The 25,976-nt window shown below is 65.2% G+C and carries 23 protein-coding genes and 1 pseudogene; 13 read left to right on the forward strand and 11 right to left on the reverse strand.

All coding sequences use genetic code 11. The features are described 5' to 3' along the window. Nucleotides 1-138 precede the first annotated feature (138 nt). A pseudogene (locus LKE06_RS08400) lies at nucleotides 139-1,061 on the forward strand (LysR family transcriptional regulator). 131 nt (nucleotides 1,062-1,192) lie between these two features. Here LKE06_RS08400 and LKE06_RS08405 read toward each other — a convergent pair. Both LKE06_RS08405 and LKE06_RS08410 read right to left on the reverse strand, forming a co-directional pair. Further along, nucleotides 1,193-1,411 (reverse strand): hypothetical protein, encoded by a 219-nt coding sequence (locus LKE06_RS08405; protein WP_227998037.1) that lies wholly within the window; start codon nucleotides 1,409-1,411, stop codon nucleotides 1,193-1,195. 60 nt (nucleotides 1,412-1,471) lie between these two features. Continuing rightward, nucleotides 1,472-1,900 carry a DNA-directed RNA polymerase subunit beta gene (locus LKE06_RS08410; protein ID WP_227998038.1) on the reverse strand — a complete coding sequence of 143 codons (429 nt, stop codon included), beginning with the start codon at nucleotides 1,898-1,900 and terminating at the stop codon, nucleotides 1,472-1,474. A 469-nt stretch (nucleotides 1,901-2,369) separates the two neighbouring features. On the opposite strand from LKE06_RS08410, the gene LKE06_RS08415 reads away from it, so the two are divergent. After that, nucleotides 2,370-3,260: a DUF5753 domain-containing protein gene (locus LKE06_RS08415; protein WP_227998039.1), complete on the forward strand. Its 891-nt coding sequence runs from the start codon at nucleotides 2,370-2,372 to the stop codon at nucleotides 3,258-3,260. Beyond that, nucleotides 3,257-3,463: a DUF397 domain-containing protein gene (locus LKE06_RS08420; protein WP_227998040.1), complete on the forward strand. Its 207-nt coding sequence runs from the start codon at nucleotides 3,257-3,259 to the stop codon at nucleotides 3,461-3,463. The genes LKE06_RS08415 and LKE06_RS08420 overlap by 4 nt, the downstream gene beginning before the upstream one ends. 102 nt (nucleotides 3,464-3,565) lie before the next feature. Here the strand turns inward: LKE06_RS08420 and LKE06_RS08425 are convergent, their stop codons facing one another. From LKE06_RS08425 to leuA, 4 genes are all read right to left on the reverse strand, one after another. Then, nucleotides 3,566-4,942, reverse strand: a complete 1,377-nt coding sequence (locus tag LKE06_RS08425; protein ID WP_227998041.1) for an alpha/beta hydrolase family protein — start codon at nucleotides 4,940-4,942, stop codon at nucleotides 3,566-3,568. Nucleotides 4,943-4,950: 8 nt separating this feature from the next. Further along, nucleotides 4,951-5,532 (reverse strand): winged helix-turn-helix domain-containing protein, encoded by a 582-nt coding sequence (locus tag LKE06_RS08430; protein ID WP_227998042.1) that lies wholly within the window; start codon nucleotides 5,530-5,532, stop codon nucleotides 4,951-4,953. A 272-nt stretch (nucleotides 5,533-5,804) separates the two neighbouring features. Further along, nucleotides 5,805-7,325: a MinD/ParA family ATP-binding protein gene (locus tag LKE06_RS08435; protein ID WP_227999346.1), complete on the reverse strand. Its 1,521-nt coding sequence runs from the start codon at nucleotides 7,323-7,325 to the stop codon at nucleotides 5,805-5,807. A 753-nt stretch (nucleotides 7,326-8,078) separates the two neighbouring features. Next, nucleotides 8,079-9,872: a 2-isopropylmalate synthase gene (gene leuA, locus LKE06_RS08440; RefSeq protein ID WP_227998043.1), complete on the reverse strand. Its 1,794-nt coding sequence runs from the start codon at nucleotides 9,870-9,872 to the stop codon at nucleotides 8,079-8,081. A 267-nt stretch (nucleotides 9,873-10,139) separates the two neighbouring features. Between leuA and LKE06_RS08445 the strand changes: the two genes are divergently transcribed. From LKE06_RS08445 to LKE06_RS08460, 4 genes are all read left to right on the forward strand, one after another. Then, nucleotides 10,140-10,907: a sulfite exporter TauE/SafE family protein gene (locus tag LKE06_RS08445; RefSeq protein WP_227998044.1), complete on the forward strand. Its 768-nt coding sequence runs from the start codon at nucleotides 10,140-10,142 to the stop codon at nucleotides 10,905-10,907. A gap of 95 nt (nucleotides 10,908-11,002) precedes the next feature. Next, on the forward strand, nucleotides 11,003-12,586 hold the full coding sequence (locus LKE06_RS08450) for an alpha/beta hydrolase (protein ID WP_227998045.1): 1,584 nt from the start codon (nucleotides 11,003-11,005) through the stop codon (nucleotides 12,584-12,586). A 96-nt stretch (nucleotides 12,587-12,682) separates the two neighbouring features. Further along, nucleotides 12,683-14,302 (forward strand): GMC oxidoreductase, encoded by a 1,620-nt coding sequence (locus LKE06_RS08455; RefSeq protein ID WP_227998046.1) that lies wholly within the window; start codon nucleotides 12,683-12,685, stop codon nucleotides 14,300-14,302. A 98-nt stretch (nucleotides 14,303-14,400) separates the two neighbouring features. Beyond that, complete coding sequence (locus LKE06_RS08460) at nucleotides 14,401-15,234, forward strand: ion transporter (protein WP_227998047.1); 834 nt, start codon at nucleotides 14,401-14,403, stop codon at nucleotides 15,232-15,234. On the opposite strand, the gene LKE06_RS08465 is transcribed toward LKE06_RS08460, so the two are convergent. Next, nucleotides 15,219-16,436, reverse strand: a complete 1,218-nt coding sequence (locus LKE06_RS08465; RefSeq protein ID WP_227998048.1) for a low temperature requirement protein A — start codon at nucleotides 16,434-16,436, stop codon at nucleotides 15,219-15,221. The genes LKE06_RS08460 and LKE06_RS08465 overlap by 16 nt on opposite strands. A gap of 99 nt (nucleotides 16,437-16,535) precedes the next feature. Then, entirely contained in the window at nucleotides 16,536-16,994 is a 459-nt protein-coding gene (locus LKE06_RS08470) for an SRPBCC family protein (protein WP_227998049.1), read from the reverse strand. A gap of 231 nt (nucleotides 16,995-17,225) precedes the next feature. Between LKE06_RS08470 and LKE06_RS08475 the strand changes: the two genes are divergently transcribed. Then, nucleotides 17,226-17,555, forward strand: a complete 330-nt coding sequence (locus tag LKE06_RS08475) for a sporulation protein (RefSeq protein ID WP_227998051.1) — start codon at nucleotides 17,226-17,228, stop codon at nucleotides 17,553-17,555. Nucleotides 17,556-17,595: 40 nt separating this feature from the next. Here LKE06_RS08475 and LKE06_RS08480 read toward each other — a convergent pair whose 3' ends face one another. Beyond that, entirely contained in the window at nucleotides 17,596-18,189 is a 594-nt protein-coding gene (locus tag LKE06_RS08480; RefSeq protein ID WP_255648473.1) for a TetR/AcrR family transcriptional regulator, read from the reverse strand. Nucleotides 18,190-18,247: 58 nt separating this feature from the next. On the opposite strand from LKE06_RS08480, the gene LKE06_RS08485 reads away from it, so the two are divergent. The 5 genes from LKE06_RS08485 (at nucleotide 18,248) to LKE06_RS08505 (ending at nucleotide 23,132) form a co-directional block, all read left to right on the forward strand. Next, nucleotides 18,248-18,823 (forward strand): dihydrofolate reductase family protein, encoded by a 576-nt coding sequence (locus tag LKE06_RS08485; protein WP_227998053.1) that lies wholly within the window; start codon nucleotides 18,248-18,250, stop codon nucleotides 18,821-18,823. Nucleotides 18,824-18,857: 34 nt separating this feature from the next. Next, nucleotides 18,858-19,436 (forward strand): dihydrofolate reductase family protein, encoded by a 579-nt coding sequence (locus tag LKE06_RS08490; RefSeq protein ID WP_227998054.1) that lies wholly within the window; start codon nucleotides 18,858-18,860, stop codon nucleotides 19,434-19,436. Nucleotides 19,437-19,691: 255 nt separating this feature from the next. Next, nucleotides 19,692-20,957 (forward strand): aspartate kinase, encoded by a 1,266-nt coding sequence (locus tag LKE06_RS08495; protein WP_227998055.1) that lies wholly within the window; start codon nucleotides 19,692-19,694, stop codon nucleotides 20,955-20,957. A 77-nt stretch (nucleotides 20,958-21,034) separates the two neighbouring features. Continuing rightward, nucleotides 21,035-22,069 carry an aspartate-semialdehyde dehydrogenase gene (locus tag LKE06_RS08500; RefSeq protein WP_227998056.1) on the forward strand — a complete coding sequence of 345 codons (1,035 nt, stop codon included), beginning with the start codon at nucleotides 21,035-21,037 and terminating at the stop codon, nucleotides 22,067-22,069. 148 nt (nucleotides 22,070-22,217) lie between these two features. Next, nucleotides 22,218-23,132, forward strand: a complete 915-nt coding sequence (locus LKE06_RS08505; protein WP_227998057.1) for an aminotransferase class IV — start codon at nucleotides 22,218-22,220, stop codon at nucleotides 23,130-23,132. Between the two features lie 20 nt (nucleotides 23,133-23,152). Here LKE06_RS08505 and LKE06_RS08510 read toward each other — a convergent pair whose 3' ends face one another. After that, nucleotides 23,153-24,502, reverse strand: a complete 1,350-nt coding sequence (locus LKE06_RS08510; protein ID WP_227998059.1) for a serine hydrolase domain-containing protein — start codon at nucleotides 24,500-24,502, stop codon at nucleotides 23,153-23,155. A gap of 81 nt (nucleotides 24,503-24,583) precedes the next feature. Then, entirely contained in the window at nucleotides 24,584-25,783 is a 1,200-nt protein-coding gene (locus LKE06_RS08515) for an APC family permease (RefSeq protein ID WP_372477355.1), read from the reverse strand. Nucleotides 25,784-25,976 lie beyond the last annotated feature (193 nt).

Genomic DNA, 25,976 nt, shown 5'->3' on the forward strand with positions numbered 1-25,976 from the left:
TCGAATTAATGTGGACTATCTGTGTAGGTTTGCTACATAGTTGGCGCGGTGAGCGCTTCGCCGGTGCTGGTGTCGGTGGCGCAAGCGTGGCGGGTGCCGGACGGGAGATATATGTCGGTCGTGTCCAGCGGTTCGACGATTTCGGTGGAACGTCTGCGCGTGCTAGCGAACTCGCCGATCGCGGCACGATCGGCGCGGTGGCCGCGGCGCTATCGATGACACCGTCGGCCGTATCGCAGCAGCTCAAGGTGCTGGCCAGGGAGACCGGCGTCGCACTGCTCGAACCCGATGGCCGCCGAGTGCGGCTCACCGACGCGGGCCAGGCGCTGGTGGTGCGCGCCGACGAGGTGCTCGCCGCGATGGACCGCGCCGCCGCGGAAATGGCGCACTATCGAGGTTCGCCGCGCGGACGCGTGCGGGTCGCGCTGTTCCCCTCCGGTGCCGCGCTACTGCTGCCTCATGTGCTGCTCGCCATGGCCGACAGCGGTGTCGAGGTGATCGCCAGCGGCGAGGACCTGCCGCCTGCGCAAGTGCCGCGCCTGCTCGCCGATTACGACATCGTGCTCACCCACCGTGACGAGCGCGCCGCCTCGATCGCCGGACCACGGGTCAGCATAAGGGTTCTCATGCGTGAACCGACCGATGTCGTTGTCGCACCGACACATCCGCTGGCCGACCGCACCGAGGTCGCGCCCGCCGAATTGGCCGACGAAACCTGGTTGAGCGTCCGCGGCGGCTTCCCTGTCGATGACGTACTCCGATCAATCGCCACTCTGACCGGCGTTCAACCTCGTATTGCTCAGCGCCTCAACGATTTCCGAGCAATCGAAAACCTCGTCGCCGCCGGCTACGCCGTCGCCCTCATGCCCCGCTTCGCCGTCGCTCACCCCCAGCTGGTCGTGCTGCGTCTCTCGGGAGTCCGCGCCGCGCGCCTCTACGAACTCGCTTTCCGCCCCGGTGCCGAGAATCGCCCGGCCGTCGCCGCAGTCCTCGCTGCCTTCGAGACCGCAGCAGCCCAAATTGCCGCCGAGTGGTCCGCACCCACCCACCCGCGCCGCTGACTCGAGCGCTGCCGACAACACCGAAATCCATTCCGATCTGCTCCCCGCTGACCATCGCTTTACTCCTGTCCGATTCGTTCGAGAATTCGTTGGAGCTCTCGCGTTTCGGAGGCCGAGATCAGTGGCGCATCTCAGGGTTCGAGATATAGCCTTTCGCATGGTAGGCGCGGGTAGCGGCTGGTGTCGCCTAGATCGACCGTTACGGCATCGGCGTAGTGCTGCGCCTGGTGCTCGTGCATGAAGATCAGCGCGGCGGTGAGGCAGGCGGCGAAGTCGAACCGCGCACCGTGTAGGAACACGCTCAGGTGTACGTCTAGCTCTTGTGGGCGCGGAGATATGTTCTTGCTCATGGGTTCTCGCGATCTACGACGCGCCGCACATCGACACCGCGATCTGGCCGACACTCGCGCTCAGCCATGAGTGACCCTCCGCCGCACCGACCGATACGGTGCTGAGCAAGCACGGATCGCGTCGACCACCACAAGACCGGACGGCCGGAACGTGCAGCGGGGCGGTTCGATCCAACGCCGGAACTGCGCGCCCTGGTCACCCGGCGACGGTAGCGCGACGGTGCCACCGGTTCGAACTACCGACACGTTCAGGCGGAACATCTCGGCGAACAGACGCACATCATCGGGGATGTCCGGCCGCACGAGCAGCGTCCAGCGATTCGAGCGCGGATGCGACAGAATCGGGCCGATATTCGAACCATGTTGTTGCATATGGATTTTAACGGCTTGGCCGAGATGCGCGGGCATGATCAGCGCCCAAACATGATCAGCCTTCATGATGATGCGACCGAGGTGCGGCGGGTCGACGGTCGCCGGCAGATCACACACCCGCCTGTAGAAGTGGCAGCGCGATACCAGGGTATCGCCAAAAGATTTGTGGTCCATCGGTTTTAGGCCTCATGATCGGGTTGGTCAGTGCAGGTTCGCTCGGGTTTCCACTCGCGTAGGGCGTCTAGATACCGTTCGACAACATCGACAGGGACATCAACCGCGAGCGCGGCGGGCGGGCCAACAAGCGGAATCCGGTGCGGTAGTGCTGGGTTCAACATCGTGACCCCTCAATACGGTGGGCTATGGTGCGCGCCCGACCCCTGAGAAAACCGTCCTCGATCAGGGAAGTGGGAGAGGCGTTCTCTTCGGGCGCACCTAAAGCACACCATCCTGAACGCGACTCTGGAAGAATCCAGTACACGTTTTCGCTCACGAATTTGCCAGAATCCTAGACGAAGCAAGGCGGAATCCAGTGGCGAAGCGGAACCCCATCCAGTATGAGCACCGGTCGAATGGAGTGGACACGATGTCTTCTGAGGCTGAGTCGGATTCGACGATCCCGCGCCGCTTGCTGGCGCGGCAACTTCGACGGCTACGAGATGATGCGCGGATAACGTCCGACCTCGCCCGCAAGGAGATCGGCGTCTCGCAACAGACGTTCTGGCGCATGGAGACCGGGCAGCCAACCCGGATCAATCGCCTGTTTATCGAGGCGCTGTGCAAGCTGTATGACGCCGACGAGAAGACGACGAAAGCTCTACTTGCTCTGAGAGACGAAGCGCAGAACAGGAGTTGGTGGCACGCCTACTCTGACGCCATCCCCAAGGAATTCGATCTGTTCGTCGGACTCGAGCAAGCTGCCAACAGCCTTGTTGGATATCATCCGACCTTACTCCCTGGTCTGCTGCAAACCAGGGAGTACAGACAGGCGCTGATCTGGGTGGAACGCCCGAGTATTAGTTCGGAAGAAGTCAACCGTCGTCTCGAGCTGTCCGCACGACGGCAGGCGCGGCTAACCGCGGAGCGGGAGCCCGCCCGCCTCGATGTGATCATTAACGAAGCCGTCGCACGACATGCCGTGGGCGGCGTGGCTGTGATGGCGGCACAGCTAATTCACTTGGTGGAGAGCGGCAAACGGCCTAACGTCTCGATACGTGTAGTCCCGATCGACGCACGAGCCCATCATGGTTTGTTCGTTGGAACGTTCACAATCCTCGGCTTCCCTCCGCATCGGACCACCCACTTGACCGAACCACCTGTGGTGTACGTTGAGGGCTATACAGGTGACCTCTACCTGGAGAAAGAGGAAGAAGTCACTCAGTATCGCAAGGCATTCGCTGACATTGAGCGTTCAGCCCTGAACGAGGAGCAGAGTCGGGATTTGTTCCTCAGGATCGCAGAGGAGTATGGCACGTGAGCGTAAACCTTTCCGGCGCAAAGTGGTTCAAGAGCCGCCGCAGCGGTCCGAGCAAGGATTGCGTGGAGGTCGCGTTTCTCGACGGCGGACATGTCGGTGTTCGTGACTCCAAGAACCCGACCGGTCCAGCGCTCGTATTCACCCCTGGCGAGTGGGCAGCTTTCACTGCTGGCGTCCACGATGGCGAGTTCAACCGCCCCTGAAGCCACAAAGCCCGGCACGACACGAAAGCCCGTCGTCCGGGCTTCTTGCTGCTCTGGCCTGCGCATTTGGAGATCCCTAGACCGTGTTCTCCCCGGATGCGGTCAGGGGAGCAGCAGGCCCCAGTACAGTGCCCAGAGCACGAATCCCGTTCCGCCGCAGACCAGGATCACCCACCGCGTCCGCGCGCCAGTGGTCGCTCCGGCCAGCGTGTGACGGCCCCGCGCGAGGACCAAGCCCAGCGCGATCACCGCACACACCGCAACCAACTGCAAGGCCAGCCATGGCAGGGTGCGCCCGAACAGCAAGGGGCCGAATGAGGTTGCCCGGGTCGAGAGGATGTAGCCGAGCTGGACGACAGCACCGGCGATGCCGAACATGGCCGTGAACACCAGCGTTCGCGCGGGCCAGCGGTCCGGCAACCGCCATGCCTGCACTATGCCGGTGAGCGCATAACCGCTGAGCGCGAGGATGACCCCGACCAGCAGCGCAATGTTCGCCCCGGCCGACTCCCACCAGGACACCGGATCGAGGTCCCGCACCGGATGTCTCTGCGCCGCAGGCTGATCCACCGACGGCGCGGCAGCCGTGCCGGGCAGCCCGTTCACCCACTCGCCCATGAGCTCGCCGTATCCGGGCGCCAGCCCGGGCAGCTTGTCGAAGCCGTCGGTGGTCGGCTGCCCGCCGTGCTGGGCGTTGGGTAGGGTCACCAGCGTGTAGTTCGACTTCCCGGCGCGGGCGAACGCGGCCTGGAATCCGCGCAGGCTATCACCCGGCGGGGTGAGCCGATCCTGATCACCCCAGATCGCGAGCACCGGCTGCCCGATCCGTGCCAACACCGGAATCGGGTCGTAGTCGGCCTGTGCGAATTGTCCGGCCCCGGCGAGCTGTCGAATCCCGTTGCGCGCCAGCACATCAACCATCGACCCGCGCACTCCCGCCGCACCGAACCTGGTCTCGTTGGCCCACGTCTGTTGGGTAGCGGGCGAGACCGAGTTCGCGCCGATCGTGATCAGGAAGGCCACGTCGGTGGACCGCGAAGCAGCCAGTGGCGCAACCCATCCACCCTCGGACAGGCCCCACAGACCGACCCGATCCGGATCGACTTCCGGCCGATTCCGCAGTGCGGCAAGGCCCGCCAGAGCGTCGTCGGCCAGCAGCGAATAGTCGCGGTGCGACGGCGTGTATCCCTCGGTGCGCTTGTCGTAGCGCAGCGCGACGATGCCTGCGCGGGCGAACGCGTCGGCGACCTGGCTGTAGTGATCACCGCGGCCGTCACCCGACCCGTGGACGAGCACGACACCGGGCCGTCCGGTGGCACCGATCGGGGAGTGCACGGTGCCGGTCGTCTCGGTGCCGTCACCACGGGTGAACGTGATGTCGGTGGTGGTGTAGTCCTGTGCGTGCGCCAGCGGCATCCCGGTTACGGCGGCGGCAAACATGATGGCGAACAGGGCGATACTTCTAGCGATCGAAAGCATTCATCGTCCTACTCAGCCGAGGTGGTGCCGGGTGCCGGGAAGGCGAGGAAGCGTGTCAGCACGCGGCGGGCGCCGGGCCTGTCCTGTTGATGCGTCGCCTGGAAACTCTTGAGCAGCGTTAGGTAGTCCTCGAAGAACTCCTCGAGTTCCGCGGGCGTCGCATAGATCGCGCCACGCGAGAAAGGCATGATGTCCGCCCACTCACCCAGTTCGGCGCGTTGAGCCTCGAACCGCTGGAACATCTCGATGTCCTCGGCGATGTGCTGCGCGACCAGCCCTTCCATCAGCTCGCGCAACTCCGGCGACTGTTCACGATCCATCCGGTACCGCAGATCCTTCGGCGGCGAACGCCACCACCGCTCCTTCCCCTTCGCCAACTCGGGCGCCTCCTCGATGAATCCGTGTTCGGCCAGCTGTCGTAGGTGGTAGCTGGTCGCACCGGTGTTCTCTCCCAGCGCAGCGGCCAGTGCGGTGGAGGTCGCCGGTCCGTTCTCCGCGAGCGCGCGCAAGATGCGTTGGCGCAGAGGATGTGCCAGCGCGCGTAAGGCGGCGGGATCAGTGATCTCCCTGGGCGGTATCTCATCAGGCATAGTTACACATTATTCTTTGCATGCAGGTCTATGCAAAGAATATTTTGCAACTATGGACCGGGCGGGTAGGCAATGTGCTTCAAAAATCGAGGGCATGACCGATCTCGCGCTGACGCCCGGACGTCGAACCGAACTGGCCGCGTGGCCCGGCATATGGCCGGTGTCAGTACGCGAGATTCCGCGCGGTGTTCTACAACGGCGAAACGCGAGGACCCCCAGCCATGGGCTAGGGGTCCTCGCGTCGAAATCGGTTGTGCCGCTTGGGTAGCGAATCAGTGCCTGGTCGGGCCCGGTCGGTGCTGCTGGTTGCCGATGTAGCCGAAGTCGTCGGCGACCATGGCGGCCAACTCCAACAGGGCGCGGCGGGTCGGCTTGCTCACCAGTTCCAGGTCGATCTCGGCACCCTCGGCGAGGTGGTCGTCGAAGGGCACTACCTGGACGGCGCGGGTGCGATCGAGGAACAGCTTGCGCAGCTGGTCCAGATCGACCGTCGAGGCACCACGGCGTGACGCGTTGACAACCACCACCGTGCGTTCGACGAGCTTGCCGTAGCCGTGATGGTCGAGCCAGTCCAGCGTTGCCGACGCGCTGCGCGCACCGTCGATAGCCGGTGAGGTGACCAGCACCAGCGAACTGGCCATATCCAGCACGCCCGCCATGGCCGAGTGCATCAGGCCGGTACCGCAGTCGGTGAGGATGATGTTGTAGAACGACTGCAGGATGCCGATGGCCTGGCGGTAGTCGGCCTCGCTGAAGGCTTCCGAGACCGCCGGATCCTGTTCGCTCGCAAGCACTTCCAGTCGGCTCGGTGCCTGCGAGGTGTGTGCGCGGACATCAGAGTACCTGGTGATTTGCTGGTCTTCGAGCAGGTTGCGCACGGTGGATCGGGTCTGGCGCGGGATCCGGTGCCCGAGCGTGCCGAGGTCGGGATTGGCGTCGATCGCGATAACCCGGTCGCCGCGCAGTGTCGAGAATGTCGACCCGAGTCCGACGGTGGTCGTCGTCTTGCCGACACCGCCCTTGAGCGAGAGGATCGCGATCCGATAGTCGCCACGCACCGGCTGATTCACTCGCTCGACGAGATCGCGGTGCACGACGTCCGCCGCCGACTGACCGGGATTGATCATTCCGCCGGATGCCTTGTGCACGGCGCGCCGCCAGCCGCTGCGCGGTGCCTTGCGTGCGCGCTTGAGCAGGTTCAGGTCGTTGACCGAATGTCCGGGTTGTCCCGGCTGCGGCATGTGCTGCGGCTGGAAAGGCTGTTGCTGCTGATGGGTATTGGGTTCGCCCTGCCAGCCGGGTGGCGGCACCTGGCCCATGGATCCGGTCTGGCCGACGGGCGGCTGAGCGATCGGTGGCTGACCCATCGGCGGCTGGCCGATCGGACCCGGCTGCTGATACATCTGCTGTTGCGGCGGCGCTGGCTGCTGCATCGGCGGGGGCGGCGGTGCCCAGCTGTAGATGGCGCCGCTGGGCTGATCGGGCTGCTGTCCGTCCGGCGAGACTTGCGGCCCCTGGCTGATTTCCGGCCGGTACTCGCCGTAGGGCGCGTTGGGCTGTTCGGGCGTCGGCTGCACCGGGTGGTTACCGCTCTCGGTCGCAGCGGCCGGCGCACCGGGCTGGTTGGGTGCGGCTCGGTACGGCGTCGATTGATCTTGGTACGGCGCCGACTGATAAGGATCGGGCTGATACTGCTCCGTCGGGTATGGAGCAGGCTGCGCGAACTGACCGGCGTTGTATGGCGCGTATTGATCCGGCGCGCCGGGGGGCGCGAACCCTTCAGCCGGAGCCATACCTTGTGGTGGCGCAAAGCCTTCCGGCGGCGCGAATCCCGGCGTCGGCGCAAACCCGTCGGCCGGCGCGAATCCGGGAGGGGGCGCGAATCCTTCCTGCGGGGCGAATCCGGTGGGCCCCGAGCCGTCCGGCGCGAACCCCCCGGTCGGTGCGAAACCTTCAGGCGCAGTGAACCCCTCGGGCGGCGCCGAACCGTCGGGCTGGCCGTACGGCGGCGCCACGTTCGTCTGGTAGACAGTCGTCTGATCCAGCGGCCCCGCGCCCGCTGGTACGCCAGCGAACTCCTCCGGAGCCGACTGCGTGGCTACCTCCGGCTGGTCCGGCTCGGACCGGTTCGTGGATTCCTGAACGTCGAAATCGCCGACAGCGTCGGAAGAGACGTCGGCGGAAGACGATTCGCCCGCCTCATCCGGTGCCCCCTGGCCGGTGGCCTCGGCCGTGTCCACCGAATGACTCAGCAGCCAGGGCGGAGAGGTCGGGTTGTGGTCGTTAGTGGTCACAGTTCCCCCATCTGCTCGGAAATTCGAGCAGAGAGCTCGGCGCTTGAGTGCGAATCAACGCTAGCACGGGATTCGCTGACTCGTCCCGCGGTGTGGATGGGCGAATGTGCCTGGCAGGACGCACCGCCGAAGGTGGTCCGAGTGCTGGTCCGCGCCAACAAGATCGGGCCGGACGCCCAGGTAGGCGACTCGCGCGCGCCTATCACAGGCATCCGGCCCCGATCGAAGGATTCGGATCGGCGGAACGTGGGATCAGTTGGCCCGGTTCACCGCGGACACCACCGCGCGCAGCGACGCGGTGGTGATCGAGGTGGCGATACCGACGCCCCAAACCACCTTGTCGCCGATCGCGCATTCCACATAGGCGGCGGCCTGCGCGTCGTCACCCGCGGACATCGCGTGTTCCGAGTAGTCCAGCACGCGCGCGTCGTAGCCGACGGTGGCGATCGCGTCGACAAACGATGCGAGCGGCCCGTTGCCCGTGCCGGTGATCTCCTGCTCGACACCGTCGACCTTGACCACCGCGGCGATGGAGTCGACGCCTCCGTCGGTCTCCGACGCGGTCACCTTCTGGCGCATCCGCTCCAGCGGCCGGATCGGGCTCAGATACTCTTCGGCGAAGACGTCCCACATTTCCTTCGGCGAGACCTCGCCGCCTTCGCCGTCAGTGATCTTCTGGATCGCCTGGGAGAACTCGATCTGCAGCCGACGCGGCAGCACCAGGCCGTGGTCGGTCTTCATGATGTAGGCGACGCCGCCCTTACCGGACTGCGAATTGACCCGGATGACCGCCTCGTAGGTCCGGCCCACATCCTTCGGGTCGATCGGCAGGTAGGGCACCGCCCAGATGATGTCGTCGACATCGGCGTCCGCCGCGTCGGCGGCAACCTTCATGGCGTCCAGGCCCTTGTTGATCGCGTCCTGGTGGCTACCGGAGAACGCGGTGTAGACCAGGTCGCCGCCGTAGGGGTGGCGCTCGGGAACCGACAGCTGGTTGCAGTATTCGACCGTGCGGCGGATCTCGTCGATATCGGAGAAGTTGATCTGTGGGTCGATGCCGCGGGAGAACATGTTCATCCCCAGCGTGACCAGACAGACGTTGCCGGTCCGCTCGCCATTGCCGAACAGGCAGCCCTCGATGCGGTCCGCGCCGGCCTGATAGCCCAGTTCGGCGGCGGCGACTGCGGTGCCGCGGTCGTTGTGCGGGTGCAGCGACAGCACGATCGAATCGCGGCGGGCCAGGTTGCGGCTCATCCACTCGATCGAATCGGCGTAGACGTTCGGGGTCGCCATCTCGACGGTCGCGGGCAGGTTGATGATCAACGGCTTCTCAGGGGTCGGCGCGATGATCTCGGAGACCGCGTCGCAGACCTCCTTGGCGTAGGACAGCTCGGTACCGGTGTAGGACTCCGGGCTGTACTCGTAGCGCCAATCGGTGTCCGGGTAGTTCTTCTCGATCTCCAGGCACAGCGTCGCGGCATCGGTGGCGATCTTCCGCACCGCGGCCTGGTCCGCGCGAAACACCACCTGCCGTTGCAGCACCGAGGTCGAGTTGTAGAAGTGGACGATTACGTTGGCCGCGCCCGCGCACGACTCGAAGGTGCGCTCGATCAGCTCGGCACGGCACTGGGTCAGCACCTGGATGGTGACGTCGGCGGGGATCGCGCCGTCCTCGATGATCTCGCGAACGAAATCGAAATCGGTCTGGCTGGCCGACGGGAAGCCGACCTCGATCTCCTTGTAGCCCATTCGCACCAACAGGTCGAACATGCGGCGCTTGCGGGCGGGGCTCATCGGGTCGATCAGCGCCTGGTTGCCATCGCGCAGGTCGACCGCACACCAGCCGGGGGCGCGATCGATGATCTTGTCCGGCCAGGTGCGGTCGGGCAGTGTGATCGGCTCGACTTCCTCGGCATAGGGCCGGTACCGGAAGGCCGGCATCGAGGAGTTCTTCTGGGTGTTCCAGCCGGGCTGGTCGGTGGGGGCAGGCTTCGACGGCGGGGTAATGGTGCGAGAGCCGGATACGAAGGCGTCAGCGGGTGACATGGCGTTTCTCCGTGGGGGGTGTGGTGGATCCCTGTATGGGGGACGACCGGCGCGGCAGAACCCCGCGACGGGAGGCCGGTCCGATCAGACCCCGTCGCGGCGGCCGAGAAGAAGTGCCCGCTGCATAATTCCCGGAAGTTTACAGTGTCGCGTCGCGTCTTCGGAAGGCAGTCCTGTCGTCCGGTCATCCGACGTCTCCGATAGCGTTCGGGGCCGCATACAACGCTTGTACGGACTCGGTCCGACGGGACGTCGAAGGAACTTCATATGACTTGGCTGGAACAACTGGCCGTCCTCGCCGCGGGTATCGCCGCGGGTGGCATCAACACCGTCGTGGGATCGGGGACACTGATCACTTTTCCGTTGCTGCTGGCGTTCGGGCTGCCGCCGGTGACTGCGAACGTGTCGAACACGATCGGCCTTGTGCCGGGCGGCATCAGCGGGGTAGTCGGGTATCGGCGCGAACTCGAGGGGCAGCGGACCAGGTTGCTGCGGCTGGGCACGGCATCGCTGCTCGGCGGTATCACCGGCGCGGTACTACTGCTGACGCTGCCGGCCCAGGCGTTCAAGGCGATCGTGCCGGTGCTGATCATCGCGGCGCTGATTCTCGTCGTGGTCCAGCCGAGGCTGGCGCGCTGGGTGAAACGGCGTCGTGAGCAGGACACCGGCCCCGAGCCACAACACGGTGGTCTGATTCTGTTCGTCGCGGTGTACGCGTGCGGCATATACGGCGGGTATTTCGGTGCGGCCCAGGGCGTGCTGTTGATCGGGTTGCTCGGGGTTTTCGTGCACGAGGACATCCAGCGCCTCAACGGTGTCAAGAATGTGCTCGGGCTGCTGGTGAACGCGGTGTCGGCGGTGATCTTCACGATCATCGCCGACGTCGACTGGACCGTGGTCGCGCTCATTGCCGTCGGATCGATCATCGGCGGACAATTGGGGGCGAAGGTCGGCCGGAAGCTGCCGCCCAATGTGTTGCGCGGGGTCATCGTCGTGGTCGGCACCATCGCGGTGGTCCGATTGCTGACGACGTAGGTGAGTTCGACCGCCGGGCCGGGTTTGGGCATGTGCCGCGCCACAGTCGATCTCGTCACAAAGGAGGACGACGCGTAGGGGGGTGTGAGCACAGGATGAGCACTGTGGATAGGTGGAAGATCGCCGTGTTCGGTGTGCTCGTCGTGTCGGTGCCCGCGCTGGCCGGATGCGATGCGTCGCCGTCGGGGCAGGCGTACCAGCAGCCCTCAGCGTCGGCCGAACTCGTCGCACAGGCCGACGCCGCGCCGACACCACGGCTCGAGTGGGGCCCGTGCGACGGGCCCGGGCTGGCCGGATACCAATGCGCGGTCGCGAATGTGCCGCTCGACTATGCCCAGCCGAATGGGCCGACCCTCCCGCTCGCGGTGCTGCGTCAAGCCGCGACCGATCCAGCCCGTCGTGTCGGTACCCTGTTCACCGCGGTCGGCGGGCCCGGCGGATCGGCGTTCGATTCGGCACGCGATGGCGAGCTGGTTCCCGGCGAACTGAGTCGCCGATTCGATGTGGTGACCTTCGATCAACGCGGGATCGGCCGCAGTTCGCAGGTGCGCTGTTTCGCGAATACCGATGAGCAGCAACGGTTCTGGTTGAATTCTTGGCAACCTCCCGCGAATGCCGAACAGGAACGTGCCGCCGAACGCGGCAGTCGCGAGTTGGCGGCGGGCTGCGCTGCCAACGACGGTGCGCTGATCGCGCATCTCACCACCGTCGACGCCGCCCGCGATCTGGACCTGCTGCGCCGCGCGGTCGGTGAGCCGAAACTGACCTACCGGGGCGGCTCGTACGCCAGCTACCTCGGCGAGGTCTACGGCGCGCTGTTCGGTGCGCGCGTCCGTGCGCTGCAGTTGGGCGCGATGATCGATCCGGAGGCATATACCAACGATTCGAGCACCGACATCGCCAATACAGCTGTCGGCACCGAGCAGGTCCTCGACGAGTTCTTCCGGTTGTGCACGCAGGCGGGCCAGCCGAGGTGCGCCTTTGCGGGCGAGGATGTTCGAGCGCGCGACCGTGCCCTGCTGGATCGGCTACGCCAGGGCGCGATCGTGGTCGGGCAGGGGGAACGCGCGGTATCGGTGAGCTACGGAGAGGTCGTCCAGGCGCACGCGATAATGCTGTACGACGCGCAGCACGGCTGGCCCGCGCTGGCCGGCCTGCTCGCGGAATTGGAGCGCGGCGCCGACGGCAACGCCGACACCGTGCGGGAAGTGCTTGCCGCAGCACCATTTTCGTTCGACTTCCTCGATTCATTCACCGCAATCACCTGCGCGGACGGCACTTTCGGTCGAAATCCGGAACAGTGGCCGGTAACTGGGCGTGAATTCGCCGGTACCGCACCGACTTACGCCGAGTTCTGGTTGTACCTGCGGCAACCATGTGCGGTATGGCCGACTCCGGAGCAGGGCTATCCGCAGCGATACACCGGCCCATGGACGCTGCGCTCGGATGTTCCGGCCCTCTTGCTGAACAACCGATTCGATCCGGTGACCCCGCTGACGTCCGCTAAACGCGCACAACAGGAAATGGGCAACGCGCGGCTCGTCGTCATCGACGACGGCTACGGTCACGACCCGAGCGGTGACTGCGCGCGGCGGCTGGTGGAGCACTATCTGATCGATCTGCGACTCCCAGACGCGGGCACCTCATGTAGGGCGGACCGCGCTCCGTTTACCGAATAGCCGCGCCTGCCGCCCACATCGCCTAATGGTCATCTGTTCAGCGGACCGGAATCCCGGTATTCTGCGCTCGGCCATGCGTGATGAGGAGGTGGCCTGGTGCATAGACGTGCCTTCTTCAAAGCGGCGGGTTCGGCAGTATTGCTCGGTGCCGGGGGCACGGCACTGCACACCGGGTCCGCGGCCGCGGACCCCATCTGGGGATCCCTCTTCCGCGACTGGGTACCGGAAATCTTTGCGCCACTTCCCGATCCGCCCGACCATTCGCCCGCGATCGTGATCGGCTCCGGTTTCGGGGCGGCGGTCACCGCGCTGCGTCTCGCGGAGGCGGGTGTCGCCAACACGGTGCTGGAGCGCGGCTCGCGCTGGCCCAACGATCCATGGCGCGAGATCTTCACCGGTGACGATCTTCCCGACGGCCGCGGCTTCTGGCACCGCACCAGCTTCACCGGCGTTACCAGGGTGCCGATGCAGTTCTCGAGTTTCGGCGGGGTGCTGGACTGCACCGAGTATCCGGGTATCGACGTCTGGCGGGCCGCGGCAGTCGGCGGCGGCTCGGTGGTGTTCACCGGCGCGATGGTCGCACCGGAGCGCCGCTTCTTCGACCACGTCTTCGGGGGCGTCCTCGACTACGGCGAATTCGATCGGGTCTACTACCCGCGGGTGCGAGAGATGTTGCGGCTGAACCCGATTCCCGCAGACCTGTATGCCTCGCCGCCGTTCGCGCACTCCCGCGCCTGGGATGATCAGGTGCGCAGGGCCGGTTATCGGACTCAGGCCAACGACTCGATTTTCAACTGGGACATCCTGCGCGGCGAACTCGCCGGCACCACCCGCCCGTCGGCGACAGTTGCCCGCAGTAACCTCGGCAACTCCAACGGCGCGAAATTCGACCTCAACCAGAACTACCTGAAATACGCGCAGGACACCGGGAAGTCGGCGATCTTCGCCGGGCATCGGGTCGATGCCATCGCCCAAGAGCCCGGCGGGCGCTATTCGGTCACCGTCACCAAGCTCGCGCCGACCGGGGAGGTCCTCGGTACCCGCACCCTGACCTGTGACCGGCTGTTTCTCGGCGCGGGCTCGATCGGCACCTCGGAGCTGCTGGTTCGCGCGCAGGCTACCGGCGCGCTGCGCAACCTCAACGAACATATCGGCGACGGCTGGGGCACCAATGGTGACGTGGTGCTCGCTCGTGGTGCGAGTCAATTGGCCGGTCACGGTCAGGCCGCGCCGAGCGTCAGCCGGATTTTCGACGAGTCGGCCATGCCGCTCACCCTCGAAAGCTGGTACATCCCAGGCATTCCCTTCGAGACCGGTGCGCTCGCCTCCTTCGCCATGGTGCTCGATCCGGCCCGCGCGCGCTTCGGCTACGACCCGGGCAGCAACCGGGTCGGATTGGCCTGGTCGGCCCAGAATCGGGACGACAGTGTTGCCGCCGCCCGCGCCATCGACCACCGCATCGCCGAGCGCTCCGACGCGCTCGTCGAATACGGCGCACTCGGTTACGACGCGAATGCCCTGTTCACGGCGCACCCGCTGGGCGGTGCGGTGCTCGGCAAGGCCACCGATGGCAACGGTCGCGTGCAGGGCCATCCCGGCCTCTATGTGATGGATGGCGCGGCGATCCCCGGCAGCACCGGCACGGTCAATCCGTCGCTCACCATCGCCGCGCTCGCCGAGCGCAATATCGAGGCGATCATCCGAGCCGGGCGGTAACCCGCCGAATTACCAGCCGGTTTCTCGGTGAGAAGGACGATGTATAGGGGCAGGCCGATACGCTCGGCGAGTCGTTCGGCGTCGAAGGGATCTTGACCGTGGCAGCTCCGACCATCCCGTCGGGTACCGGCGAAGCATCGAAATCTCAGGATTTTCCGAATAAGCCGCCCGCGCTGTGGACCGACTTCGTGATGCTGGCGCTGGCCATCGTCTCGGTGGTGCTCGTCGCGTGGGTCACCTTCTTCCCGGTGCCCTCGCACACCTACCAGGTGATCGTGATCATCGATTACTCGGTGTGCGCGGTATTCGCCGCGGAATTCCTGTGGCGCTGGCACCGCGCGGGCTGGCCGTGGACGTTCCCGTTCATCTACTGGTACGAAGTGCTCGGCATGATCCCGGTGACCAGCCCGTTCTTCCGCGGCTTCCGACTGCTGCGGATCGTGGTGATCGTGGTCCGATTGGGCCGGGTCGCCGATCGTGCCCTCGGTGACAGGGTGACCGCGGCCGTGGTCACCCGCTCGGTGAAAACCATCGTCGACATCATCAAGCGTCCGATGACGATCGCGGTGCTCGACGAGGTGGGGCATGTGCTGCGTTCGGGCCACTACACCCGCAATATCGCCGCCGCGCTGCAAGAGAATCGCGTCGAGATGGACGACATGATTCTCGAACTGATCAAGAAAGATCCGCAGGCTGGTCGGGTGCGCTACATCCCGTTCCACGACGAGATCATCCGGCTCATCGCCGACACCACATTCCGCATCGTGTTCCAGGTGTTGGAGGATCCGCGCACCGATGAGCTCGTCTCGGACATGTTGCGCGAGAACATCGATCAGATCAGGGAGGCGGTCCACAACGGAACGCGTGTGGAACCGTCGGCCTATGGCCCCACCGCGCCCGAGTTATCGGTGCGTCATCAGCCCAGGTCGTGACTCGCGTGCCTGAGCTCGTCGCGCGGCTGGGCGTATTTGGCTGTCTCGATCAGAATCATCAAGACCAGCACCGCGCACAGTATGGATAGCGAGGCCAATGCGGGCAGCGCGGCGGCGAGTGGGATGAGCGCCAGTAGCACGACGGCCGCGACCACCCGGACCATCGAGTACTGCCGGGTCGCGTAGTACTTGAACCCGACCAGCGCGACCACATACAACACGACGCCGCCGTACAGCGTGTAAAGCGGAATCCCGTACAGCGCGTCGGTCAGTGTGTGGTGCGATTCGTCGCCGACGTAGTACAGGACCTTCTTCAACCCGAGCGAGAGCCCGATGATCCCGACGATCATCGGGAAATGCCAGTAAGTGTAGGAGGCTCGCGCGATCTTGATCTGGCGCTGGCCGGTGGCATGCGCGAGTTCGCGCTCCACCGATAGCGCGGCGACATCGAAATACGCCCACCACAGCAGTCCCGAGACCGCGAGCCCGAGCAGCGCGCCGACCGTGATCGGCCACGAGATCGGCAACCCGGCCACGCCGATGCCGATCGACACGATCGACTCACCAAGCGCCACGATAATGATCAGCCCGTAGCGCTCGGAGAAATGGCTGGCCGAATTCACCCGCCAGTCCTCACCCGCCAGCGCCGTCCACAGCATGTCGCCGGCGACTGCGGCAATCCACAGTGTGGTCTGCACCAGTCCGGTAGTCATCGCGGCGATCACCAGCAGGGTGGTGCCGATGGTGATCGAGCCGACCGACCACCGCGCCACCTGCCCACGCAATTGCGAATCCTCGGTGCTGGCCAGCCAGAACACTCCGAGATGCACCAACCGCACCAGCAGATACGCGATGGCGAAAACCAGCGGCCCGAACCAGCCGCCCGGCAGGTCGTGGAATGCCTCGGGAATGGTGAGCGCCGCGAGGAATACTCCGCCCATCGCGGCGAACATGGCCACTCGCATGATGCCCTCGTCGGCGCGCACCACATTGCTCAGCCATGAGTAGGCGATCCAGATCCACCACATCACCGCGAGCACCAGGGTGGCGCGCAGCAGGTTCTTCGCGGTTGTTTCCTCCGCCGCCAGGTCGGTGACCATGGTGAACGCGAAAACCAGGACGAGGTCGAAAAACAGTTCGAGCTGAGTTACCGACCCGCCCTCGGATACATGTTGGAGTCGAACCCGCCTGGAACCGATCATGACGCATATCGTCGCACCTCACCGTGACCAGGGTGCGCTGTACTCGCTGCGCGTCGGCCGATTTCGCCGACGGCGTCAACGGCCGCTCAGAAGCTGTCGTTATACGGACTCATAGGATTCGGTCTCCGGAAATCGCTCGGCGAATTCGATGAAGTTCGCCACCACCTCTTCGTTCGAACGGCGCAGCGTCCGGCGGACCAGCAGGCCGGGCAGCGGGATCGGCAGATACAGCTCCACGTGGTACCAGACGTGCGTGCCGTCCTCGCCGTCGGCAATCTCGAACCAGCCGCCGCCCTTGACACCGCGAGTGCTGTCGGTGACCTCCCACTCGGATCGGCTGTGGGTCCAGTCGTATTCCAGGACCTGTAGATCCGATCCGCCCATCAGATCGGCCTTCACGAAAACCCGCTGAGGTCGGCCCTCGTCATCCCGCGTCGCGACCCGTGCGTCGCGGTAGGACGTCGACCATTCGGGGAGTGATTCGACTGCCGCCAGCGCGTCCATCACCTGATCGGGGTCGGCGTCGACAACGAAACGGATATCGGTCTTCGTACGCATTCATACCTCCGTCCCCGCCCAACAACATCGGCCGATTGTGCCCAGCGCACATCCGATCGTCAACTGGACGGGACGTGGGTCGCAGCTGGTCCGCGCCGGGCATATTCGCCGCAACGATCGATCCTGAAATGGGTGAAGGAGTTTCGAACGCGAACGACCAAATCGCCGGTTATGCCGCCTTAGGATCGAATGGGCGGCGTGTGGCCGCCCGCCGACGAAGGAGGGTGCGCCGTGCAGTACGCAGAACTTTTGGGACGCGCATACGACGCGATCAGCGTGCGACGAGTGTTCGGCGAACCACACGAATCCGGCGGCATCACAGTGATTCCCGCGGCCTCCGTCGGTGGTGGAGGCGGCGGAGGTGGTGGGGGTGCCGAAGGCGAGGGCAGCGGTGAGGGTGCCGGTTTCGGCATCGGGGCTTCGCCGGTCGGCGCGTTCGTGTTGCAGGACGGCAAGCTCGCTTGGCATCCCGCCGTCGACGTCAACCGAGTTGTCGCGACGGTCGGCCGGGTGCTGATTACCGCGATTATTGCCTGGGCCCTGACTCGGCGCCGCAAGTAGTGGGGATAGTCGCCCCGAGCCCTGCGCAATCCGTTGGTTATTAACGCGACGCGCCGGTCAGTCGTTCGACCGCGATCGCGATCAGTTCCTGGCTCTGCTCCTCGCTGAAGACCTCGGGCAGGGTGAGCCGGTCCACGATCAGCCAGTTCAGCGTGAGGTAGAGCAGCAGTACCGACTGCTCGTCTCCCGGCAGGCCGGCATTCAGGTGGTTGCGCACATTGAGATCGATATCGGCGCGTACCCGTTCGGTCAGCACGGCCCGTAGCTCCGTCCGCCGCGTCGCCTCCAGCCGCAGCTCGAGCAGTGCGAGGTAACCGGTGCGGAACGACTCGACGCGCGCCACCGTCTCCTTCATCAGCTCGATGATGTTCGCGCGTGTCTTGGGTCCCTCGGCGAGCTGGGTCATGGTCGCCTCGCTCGGCTGTAGCCGCTCGTAGAACCGGGCGCCCGACTGCGTCAGCAGCCCCTCCCGATTGGCGAAGTAGTTCGACGTCGTGCCTGCGGGGACGGCAGCCTCCTTGTCGACCGCGCGGAAGGTCAGCCCACGCGCGCCCTCCTTGGCCAGTACCTCGAGCGCCGCGTCGAGCAACGCCTGCCGCCGTTCCGGGTTAGTCCGCACTTGACACCACTCCATCCGTAGTACTACCTTCAAATCACTACAGACAGAGTACAACGGATCGGGCGGTATTGAAATGCGAAAGCTTGTCTACTACGTGGCCGTTTCCCTCGACGGCTACATCGCCGGCCCGGCGGGCGAGTTCGACTTCTACCCGTTGGACTCCGCGATGGGGGAGTGGCTCAACGGGAAGTATCCGGAGTTCGTCCCCGTCCATGTGCGGCCACTGATCGGCATGCCGCTGGAGGAACCCAATAAGCGCTTCGACACCGTGCTGATGGGCCGGGGCAGCTACGAACCCGGCGTGTCCGCTGGCGTGACCAGCCCGTACGCGCACATGAAGCAATATGTCGTGTCGAGCACCCTCGGCCGGATCGACGATCCGCAGGTGGAACTGGTCGAGTCCGATCCCCTCGGCCTGGTGCGGCGGCTGAAAGCCGAAGCGGGCGGCGATATTTGGCTCTGCGGCGGCGGGATCGTCGCCGGGCAACTGCTCGGCGAGATCGATGAGCTGATCATCAAGAGCTACCCGGTCGTCGCCGGTTGCGGCATTCCGGCCTTTGCGGGCGAATTCCGCCCGACGCTGTTCACTCCGACGCAACGCAAGGAATTCGGCAACGGTGCGCAGGTCAGCTGGTTCACCAGGTCCTGACGACGCGTTCACGACACTCGAAAGTGGGACTAACATGCGAAAACTCGTCTACTTCGTCGGCATGTCGCTCGACGGCTACATCGCGGGCCCCGGCGGCGAGATCGACCACTATCCACTGCCGGAACACATGCTGGACTGGATTCGGACCGAGTATCCGGAGACCCTGCCCACCCATGCGCGCCCGCATCTCGGGTTGGCGGCCGATGAACCGAATCGGAAGTTCGACACGCTGGTGATGGGTCGCGGCACCTATGACCCGGCCCTCGCCATCGGCACCACCAGCCCTTATGCCCACATGAGGCAGTACGTGGTGTCCAGCACGCTCGGCCGCATCGACGATCCGTCCGTCGAGTTGATCGAGCGCGATCCGATCGGCCTGGTGCGCGCATTGAAGCAGGAAGACGGCTTGGATATCTGGCTGGCGGGCGGCGGAAAGTTCGCCGCAGCCGTGCTCGACGAGATCGACGAGCTCGTCATCAAGAGTTACCCGGTTGTCTCCGGTGCCGGCATCCCCGCCTTCGCGGGCGAGTTTCGTCCGACGCTGTTCACGCCGACGCGGCGCGCTCAGGTCAGCGCGAACGGTACACAGGTCAGCTGGTTCGCCCGTGCGTGAGTGGATGCTCGGGTGGGTGCGTCGACTCTCAGGCGGATTCGCCTTCGCGTAGCTGCGTGTGACCCGCACCGATGTCTCCGGCCCCATCAGGGCAGGCGAACTGAGCGCTCCACTTGCCTTCGCTGAGCGCGGCGTGGCCTGCGAAGGGACGACTTCCGGCCGTGCCCGCCAGGAGGTGGGGGCAAATCCGCTGGACGCGGGTCGGTACCCTTGGTGGCTGTCAGCAGCTGATTGTCGATCTTGGAGGACCCTGCCGTGGCTCTCGTTGTTCAGAAGTACGGAGGATCCTCGGTGGCTACCGCCGAGCGCATCCGGCGCGTCGCTGAACGGATCGTGGAGACGAAGAAGCAGGGCCACGACGTGGTGGTCGTCTGCTCGGCAATGGGCGACACCACCGACGAACTATTGGAACTGGCCCAGCAGGTGTCGCCCGCGCCGCCCGCACGCGAAATGGACATGCTCCTCACCTCAGGTGAGCGCATCTCCAACGCGCTGGTCGCCATGGCCATTCATTCACTCGGTGCCGAGGCCCGCTCGTTCACCGGTTCCCAGGCCGGCGTGATCACCACCGGTGCGCATGGCAACGCGAAAATCATCGACGTCACCCCGAGTCGACTACGCAGTGCGCTCGATGAGGGACTCGTCGTGCTGGTCGCCGGATTCCAGGGCGTCAGCCAGGACAGTAAGGACGTCACCACGCTCGGCCGTGGCGGCTCCGACACCACGGCGGTCGCATTGGCCGCGGCGCTGGAGGCCGACGTCTGCGAGATCTATACCGACGTCGACGGCGTGTTCACCGCCGACCCGCGGATCGTGCCGGACGCGCAACAGCTCGAGCAGGTCTCCTATGAGGAGATGCTGGAGCTCGCGGCCTGCGGCGCGAAAGTACTCATGCTGCGCTGCGTGGAATACGCGCGTCGCTACAACGTGCCCGTGCATGTGCGCTCGTCCTACACCGACAGGCACGGCACCTACGTTTACGGATCGATGGAGGACATCCCCTTGGAGAAAGCAATCCTCACGGGCGTCGCGCACGACCGCAGCGAGGCCAAGGTGACCGTGGTCGGACTACCGGACGAACCCGGCTACGCCGCGAAGGTGTTCCGCGCCATCGCCGATGCCGAGATCAACATCGACATGGTGCTGCAGAACATCTCCAAAATCGAAACCGGCAAGACCGACATCACCTTCACACTGCCCAAGACCGACGGTGCGCGCGCGGTGGAGATGCTGACCAAGCGTCAGCGCGAAATCGGTTTCGCCCAGGTCCTTTACGACGACCACATCGGCAAGGTTTCGTTGGTGGGCGCGGGCATGAAGAGTCATCCCGGCGTCACCGCCACCTTCTGTGAAGCGCTCGCGGACGCGGGTGTGAACATCGACCTGATCTCCACTTCCGAGATCCGGATTTCGGTGCTGGTCCGGGATTCCGAACTGGACGAGGCCGTGCAGGTGCTGCACCGGGCCTTCGATCTGGGTGGCGACGAGGTCGCCGTGGTCCACGCGGGAACGGGGCGCTGACATGATCAGGTCAAGCGTGGAGGCGGTAGCGCAGCGTGACCATGTAGCGCTCCTGATCATGTCGGAAGGGTACTGACGTGGGTGTACGAGTAGGCGTTGTCGGCGCGACCGGTCAGGTCGGAACCGTCATGCGAAAACTGCTGGAGGAGCGCGACTTTCCGGCCGAGGAGATCCGGTTCTTCGCCTCGTCGCGTTCGGCGGGCAAGACGCTGCCATGGCGTGGCCGCGAGATCGTGGTCGAGGACACCGAGACCGCCGATCCGTCCGGGCTGGATATCGCCTTGTTCTCCGCGGGGGCGACCATGTCGCGTGTGCAGGCGCCGCGCTTCGCGGCGGCGGGTGTCACGGTGATCGATAATTCGTCGGCTTGGCGCAAGGATCCCGAGGTTCCGCTGGTCGTCAGCGAGGTGAATCCTGAGCAGACCCGCAACCTGGTCAAGGGCATCATCGCCAATCCGAACTGCACGACCATGGCGGCCATGCCGGTGCTCAAGGCGCTGCATGATGTCGCCGGTCTGCAACGGCTGATCGTCTCCAGCTACCAAGCGGTGTCCGGCAGTGGGCTCGCCGGTGTCGAGGAACTCGCCTCACAGGTACGAGCCGTGGTCGACGACGCCGAAAAGCTGGTGCACGACGGCAGTTCGGTGGAATTTCCCGCGCCGAACAAGTACGTCGCGCCGATCGCTTTCGACGTGATCCCGCTGGCCGGTGGGCTGGTCGACGACGGTTCCGGTGAGACCGACGAGGATCAGAAGCTGCGCAACGAGAGCCGCAAGATTCTCGGTCTGCCTGATCTGCTCGTCAGCGGCACCTGCGTGCGAGTCCCGGTCTTCACCGGCCACTCGCTGTCGATCAATGCCGAATTCGCCGAACCGATTTCGGTTGAACGCGCACAGGAAATCCTCGCCAAAGCACCCGGCGTGCAACTCACCGACGTTCCTACGCCCCTCGCGGCCGCAGGCAAGGACGACTCGCTCGTCGGCCGCATCCGCCAGGACCCGGGCGTCCCCGATGGCCGCGGCCTTGCCCTGTTCATCTCCGGTGACAACCTCCGAAAAGGTGCCGCCCTCAACACCATCCAAATCGCGGAAGTCCTCTTGGCTCAGCGCTGACACCAGCCGAACGGGCCGTTCTGGATCGTCAGATTCGAACGGCCCGTTCGCCATTCAACCCGCTGTTCGCGCCTCGGGATGTTCCTGTGTGCGTAGCAGTCCGAAAAACTCCTCGCCCCGCCCGGATTCCGGCTGCTAGCCTGCGCCGATGGCGAATCCTTATCCACAGGTGTACTTCGGGGACCGGATCGTTGACGCGGGGGAGGCGTCGGTCGGTGTCGGATCGTCGGCGGTGCTGTACGGCCTCAGCGTGTACACGGTGTTCCCGGTGCATGTGGATGGTTCGGCGCGCACCGCATTTCGACTGGACGATCACTTCCGTCGACTCGAGGAATCCTGCAAGATCATCGGCATCGACCGGTTCGCCGCCGAATGGGACTTCGCCAGATTCCGACCGGCGGTCATCGACCTGATCGCGGCCAATGCGCCGACCGAGGATGTATTCGTCCGGGCGACGGTTCATGTCGTCGAATCGATCCCGGGCACCCGAGTTCGGGGGTGCGCGATCAAGGTCAGCATCTTCGTCTATGACGCGATGCCGATCGTGCCGCAGGACGGTATGCGACTGAAATCCAGTCCCTGGCGGCGCATTCCGGATAACGCGATTCCATCCCGCGCGAAAGTAAATGGCGCATACGTCAATTCGGTGCTCGCCAAGCAGGATGCCATCGACAGCGGCTACGACGACTGCGTCTTCCTCGACGGCAACGGCCACGTCTGCGAACTCAGCGCCGCCAACATCTTTCTCGTGCGCAACGGCACCCTGATCACCCCGGATGTGTCTTGCGACATCCTCGACGGCATCAACCGCCGCACCATCCTCACCCTCGCGGCGGAAGACGGCATTCCGGTCGTCGAGCGCACCATCGACCTTACCGAGCTCTATATCGCCGACGAGGTCTTCGTCACCGGCACCTCATCCGGAACGTCTCCGGTCACCGAGGTCGACGGCCGCCTGATCGCCGACGGCCGCCCCGGCCCGATCTCCCAAACTCTGCGCAAACGCCACACCGCCGCCCTCCGCACCGACATCCACCACGGCTGGGTCACCCGCCTGTTTTGACCAGGCATTCCGGGCAGGATTCAGTGAATTCCCGGGGTTCGCGGGTCGGGGCCGAGGCAGGCCAGGATGACGCAACCCGGTGCGGTGTCCGCGAACGGCGGTGCCAATGGGTAATTCAGGCAGGAGAAGACATTGCATCCTGGATAGGCGGCAGGGCCGATTCCGAAAACCGCGAGCAGGATGTTGGTGTCCACGAATCGGCTCGGATCAAGCGTCAGCGGCGGCTCGATATAGGGTCCGGGGTCGGGAACCGGGGTGTCGTCGAATGCCGCGAACAGTCTGCGGAAGAATTCGTGCGGCAATTCCGAGGTGTTCTGCACAACTCCGGAAGGGCCGTGGCTGCTGACGTTTCCGAACGCGCCGGTCCAGACCACCGTCAAATCCAGGCTGGGGATGACGAAGACGTTCTGTAGACCCATCCCGGACATCGAATAAACATCTGGCGGCAGGAACGCGGCGGTCTCCGCACATCCGGGTCCGAGCCAGAAGAGGTACCCGTAGCATTTATTCGCGGGTGACGGCTGACGTGCCTTCTGTAAGTAGGCCGACGATACGATTTGCTGTTTGTTCCAATGTCCTTCATTGCTCACCAGCAGGCCGAGCTTCGCGAAATCATTGGGCGGAATCATTAGATGCGCGTAGCCGTAGGTGTGTCCGGCGCGGTCACGCGCCCAGTAATAGTCACCGCGGTCGATGCCGAGCGGAGCGAACAACTCGCGCTGCGCGAAATCCTGCAGCGGTTCACCGATCGCGAGTTCGATGACGTAGGACAGCAGGTCGACATTGCGCTGGCTGTAGCTGAATACCGTGCCAGGCGGGTTGTCCAGCGGCACCCCGAGCGCCTGTACCGCGCTGTTCGGATCGATCGGGATCACCCCGGTGACACCCTCGGTGAGCACCCCGACCTTCATGCCCGAGGTCTCCGTGAGCAGATCCCCGACCGTGATCGACCGATGGGCCTCGTCGCCGAGTCCCGGTGGCAGGTACCGATCGATCGGCGCATCGATATCCAGTTGACCTCGGTCCCAGGCCATTCCGGCCAGAATGGAGACCACGCTCTTGGTCGCGCTCCAGATATTCCACGCGACATTCCCGGTTTGATCATTCGTCGGGCCCTCGCCGATCAGGCAATTGTGCCGGAAAACTTGCACATTGCGCCGATTGCGTCCGGAAGCGAACTCCAATGCGTCCGCGAGGTGCTGCGAATCCAGTCCCACCTGCTCGGGTGTCGCCCGCTGCGGCTCGCGTCCGGAGGACACCTCGCATTCGACCTGTCCGGGTTCGGTCGCCTGCGCACTCCCGGCGAACACGCTCCCTGCCACCAGCGATACCGCCGCGATTCCGGCCAGGAATCCACAGAAACGCCCCATGCGGCAAAGGCTATCGCGCTGACCCCCGCCAGATCGGCCAACAGGCCCGGGACGCGCGGCCCAAAATGAGAAAACCCGATATCACCGGACAAATCGTGCGCGGACCGCGTACCAGCCCGCGCCGAGAGCCAGCACTCCGATTCCGGTGAATACCGCCGAAATCGGCAGTGCGAAAGCGACGATCACGCATCCGGCCGCGCCCGCGATCGCCACCGCGCGGGCCGGGCGATCCTGTGTCGCGGTCAGTGTCGCCGCCGAGACATTGGCGATGAGGTAGTAGACCAGCACCGTGAACGACGAAAACCCGATGGCCGCACGCAGATCAAAGCAAGCCGCAACCACCGCGATAACGATCCCGACTGCCAGCTCCGCTCGATGCGGAACCCCGAACCGTGGGTGGACTGCCGTCAGCGCATGCGGTAGGTACCGGTCGCGTGCCATGGCGAACACGGTGCGGGAGACGCCGAGAATCAATGCGAGCAATGATCCGGCGGCGGCAAGCGTGGCCCCGATTCGGACGATCGGCGCCAATCCCGGTGCTCCCGCGGCGGATACGACCCGAGCCAGCGGGTCCGTCACGGTTGCCAGTCCGTCGGCACCGAGAACCCGCAGCCCGGTGATCGCCACCAGCGCGTAGATCAGCAGGGCCAACCCGAGTGCGACCATGATGGCCCGGGGAATCGTGCGTCGCGGATCGCGCACCTCCTCACCGAGCGTGGCGACGCGGGCGTAACCGGCGAAAGCGAAGAACAGCAGCCCCGCCGCTTGGAGTACACCGTGCACGCCGATGTGCTGCGAAAGAACCGTTGCCGCCGAATGTGATCCGAACAGCCCGACGACGACAACCATCGTCAGCACGGCGAGCACCGCCGCCACGATGACGCGCGACGCCAGCGCCGATTTCTGAACCCCCGCATAGTTGATCGCGGTAATGGCGACGACAACGCCGACCGCGACAGCACGCGATTGTTCCGGCCACGCATAGTCGCCGACCGTCAACGCCATCGCCGCGCAGGACGCGGTCTTTCCGGCAACGAATCCCCACCCGGCGAGATATCCCCAGAATGCTCCGAGCCGTTCGCGTCCATAGACATACGTGCCACCCGAAACCGGGTAGATCGCCGCCAGCCGGGCCGAGGATGTCGCATTGCAGTACGCGAGCACGGCCGCTATCACCAAGGCGAGCGGCAGCAGGCCTCCGGCTGCCGCGGCGGCGGGTGTCAGCGCGGCGAAGATGCCGGCACCGACCATCGACCCGAGGCCGATGACTACCGAATCCATCAGCCCGAGACGTCGGCGCAGTGCGTCGTCGTGTCCGGTCACCCCCCGCATCCTGGGGCATACCGGTCGCCGCCGTGCATCGGCCCCGCCGTCTCCGGGACCGAAGCGACAAAACGCCGCCAGATTGGGGGAACCTGGCGGCGCTGAGTCGCCGGACGCCATGCCGGCGTCACGACTCGGTGCCGACGTCCCA

This window comes from Nocardia australiensis, from assembly GCF_020733705.1.
GTDB lineage: Bacteria > Actinomycetota > Actinomycetes > Mycobacteriales > Mycobacteriaceae > Nocardia > Nocardia australiensis.

What these genes read in the sequence shown, in the direction of transcription:
- LKE06_RS08405 (WP_227998037.1), bottom strand. Translation starts at nt 1,411, where the DNA reads ATGAGCAAGAACATATCTCCGCGCCCACAAGAGCTAGACGTACACCTG.
- LKE06_RS08415 (WP_227998039.1), top strand. Translation starts at nt 2,370, where the DNA reads ATGTCTTCTGAGGCTGAGTCGGATTCGACGATCCCGCGCCGCTTGCTG.
- LKE06_RS08425 (WP_227998041.1), bottom strand. Translation starts at nt 4,942, where the DNA reads ATGCTTTCGATCGCTAGAAGTATCGCCCTGTTCGCCATCATGTTTGCC.
- LKE06_RS08430 (WP_227998042.1), bottom strand. Translation starts at nt 5,532, where the DNA reads ATGCCTGATGAGATACCGCCCAGGGAGATCACTGATCCCGCCGCCTTA.
- LKE06_RS08435 (WP_227999346.1), bottom strand. Translation starts at nt 7,325, where the DNA reads ATGGCTCCGGCTGAAGGGTTCGCGCCCCCCGGCGCGCCGGATCAATAC.
- leuA (WP_227998043.1), bottom strand. Translation starts at nt 9,872, where the DNA reads ATGTCACCCGCTGACGCCTTCGTATCCGGCTCTCGCACCATTACCCCG.
- LKE06_RS08445 (WP_227998044.1), top strand. Translation starts at nt 10,140, where the DNA reads ATGACTTGGCTGGAACAACTGGCCGTCCTCGCCGCGGGTATCGCCGCG.
- LKE06_RS08450 (WP_227998045.1), top strand. Translation starts at nt 11,003, where the DNA reads ATGAGCACTGTGGATAGGTGGAAGATCGCCGTGTTCGGTGTGCTCGTC.
- LKE06_RS08465 (WP_227998048.1), bottom strand. Translation starts at nt 16,436, where the DNA reads ATGATCGGTTCCAGGCGGGTTCGACTCCAACATGTATCCGAGGGCGGG.
- LKE06_RS08470 (WP_227998049.1), bottom strand. Translation starts at nt 16,994, where the DNA reads ATGCGTACGAAGACCGATATCCGTTTCGTTGTCGACGCCGACCCCGAT.
- LKE06_RS08480 (WP_255648473.1), bottom strand. Translation starts at nt 18,189, where the DNA reads ATGGAGTGGTGTCAAGTGCGGACTAACCCGGAACGGCGGCAGGCGTTG.
- LKE06_RS08485 (WP_227998053.1), top strand. Translation starts at nt 18,248, where the DNA reads ATGCGAAAGCTTGTCTACTACGTGGCCGTTTCCCTCGACGGCTACATC.
- LKE06_RS08490 (WP_227998054.1), top strand. Translation starts at nt 18,858, where the DNA reads ATGCGAAAACTCGTCTACTTCGTCGGCATGTCGCTCGACGGCTACATC.
- LKE06_RS08505 (WP_227998057.1), top strand. Translation starts at nt 22,218, where the DNA reads ATGGCGAATCCTTATCCACAGGTGTACTTCGGGGACCGGATCGTTGAC.
- LKE06_RS08510 (WP_227998059.1), bottom strand. Translation starts at nt 24,502, where the DNA reads ATGGGGCGTTTCTGTGGATTCCTGGCCGGAATCGCGGCGGTATCGCTG.
- LKE06_RS08515 (WP_372477355.1), bottom strand. Translation starts at nt 25,783, where the DNA reads ATGGATTCGGTAGTCATCGGCCTCGGGTCGATGGTCGGTGCCGGCATC.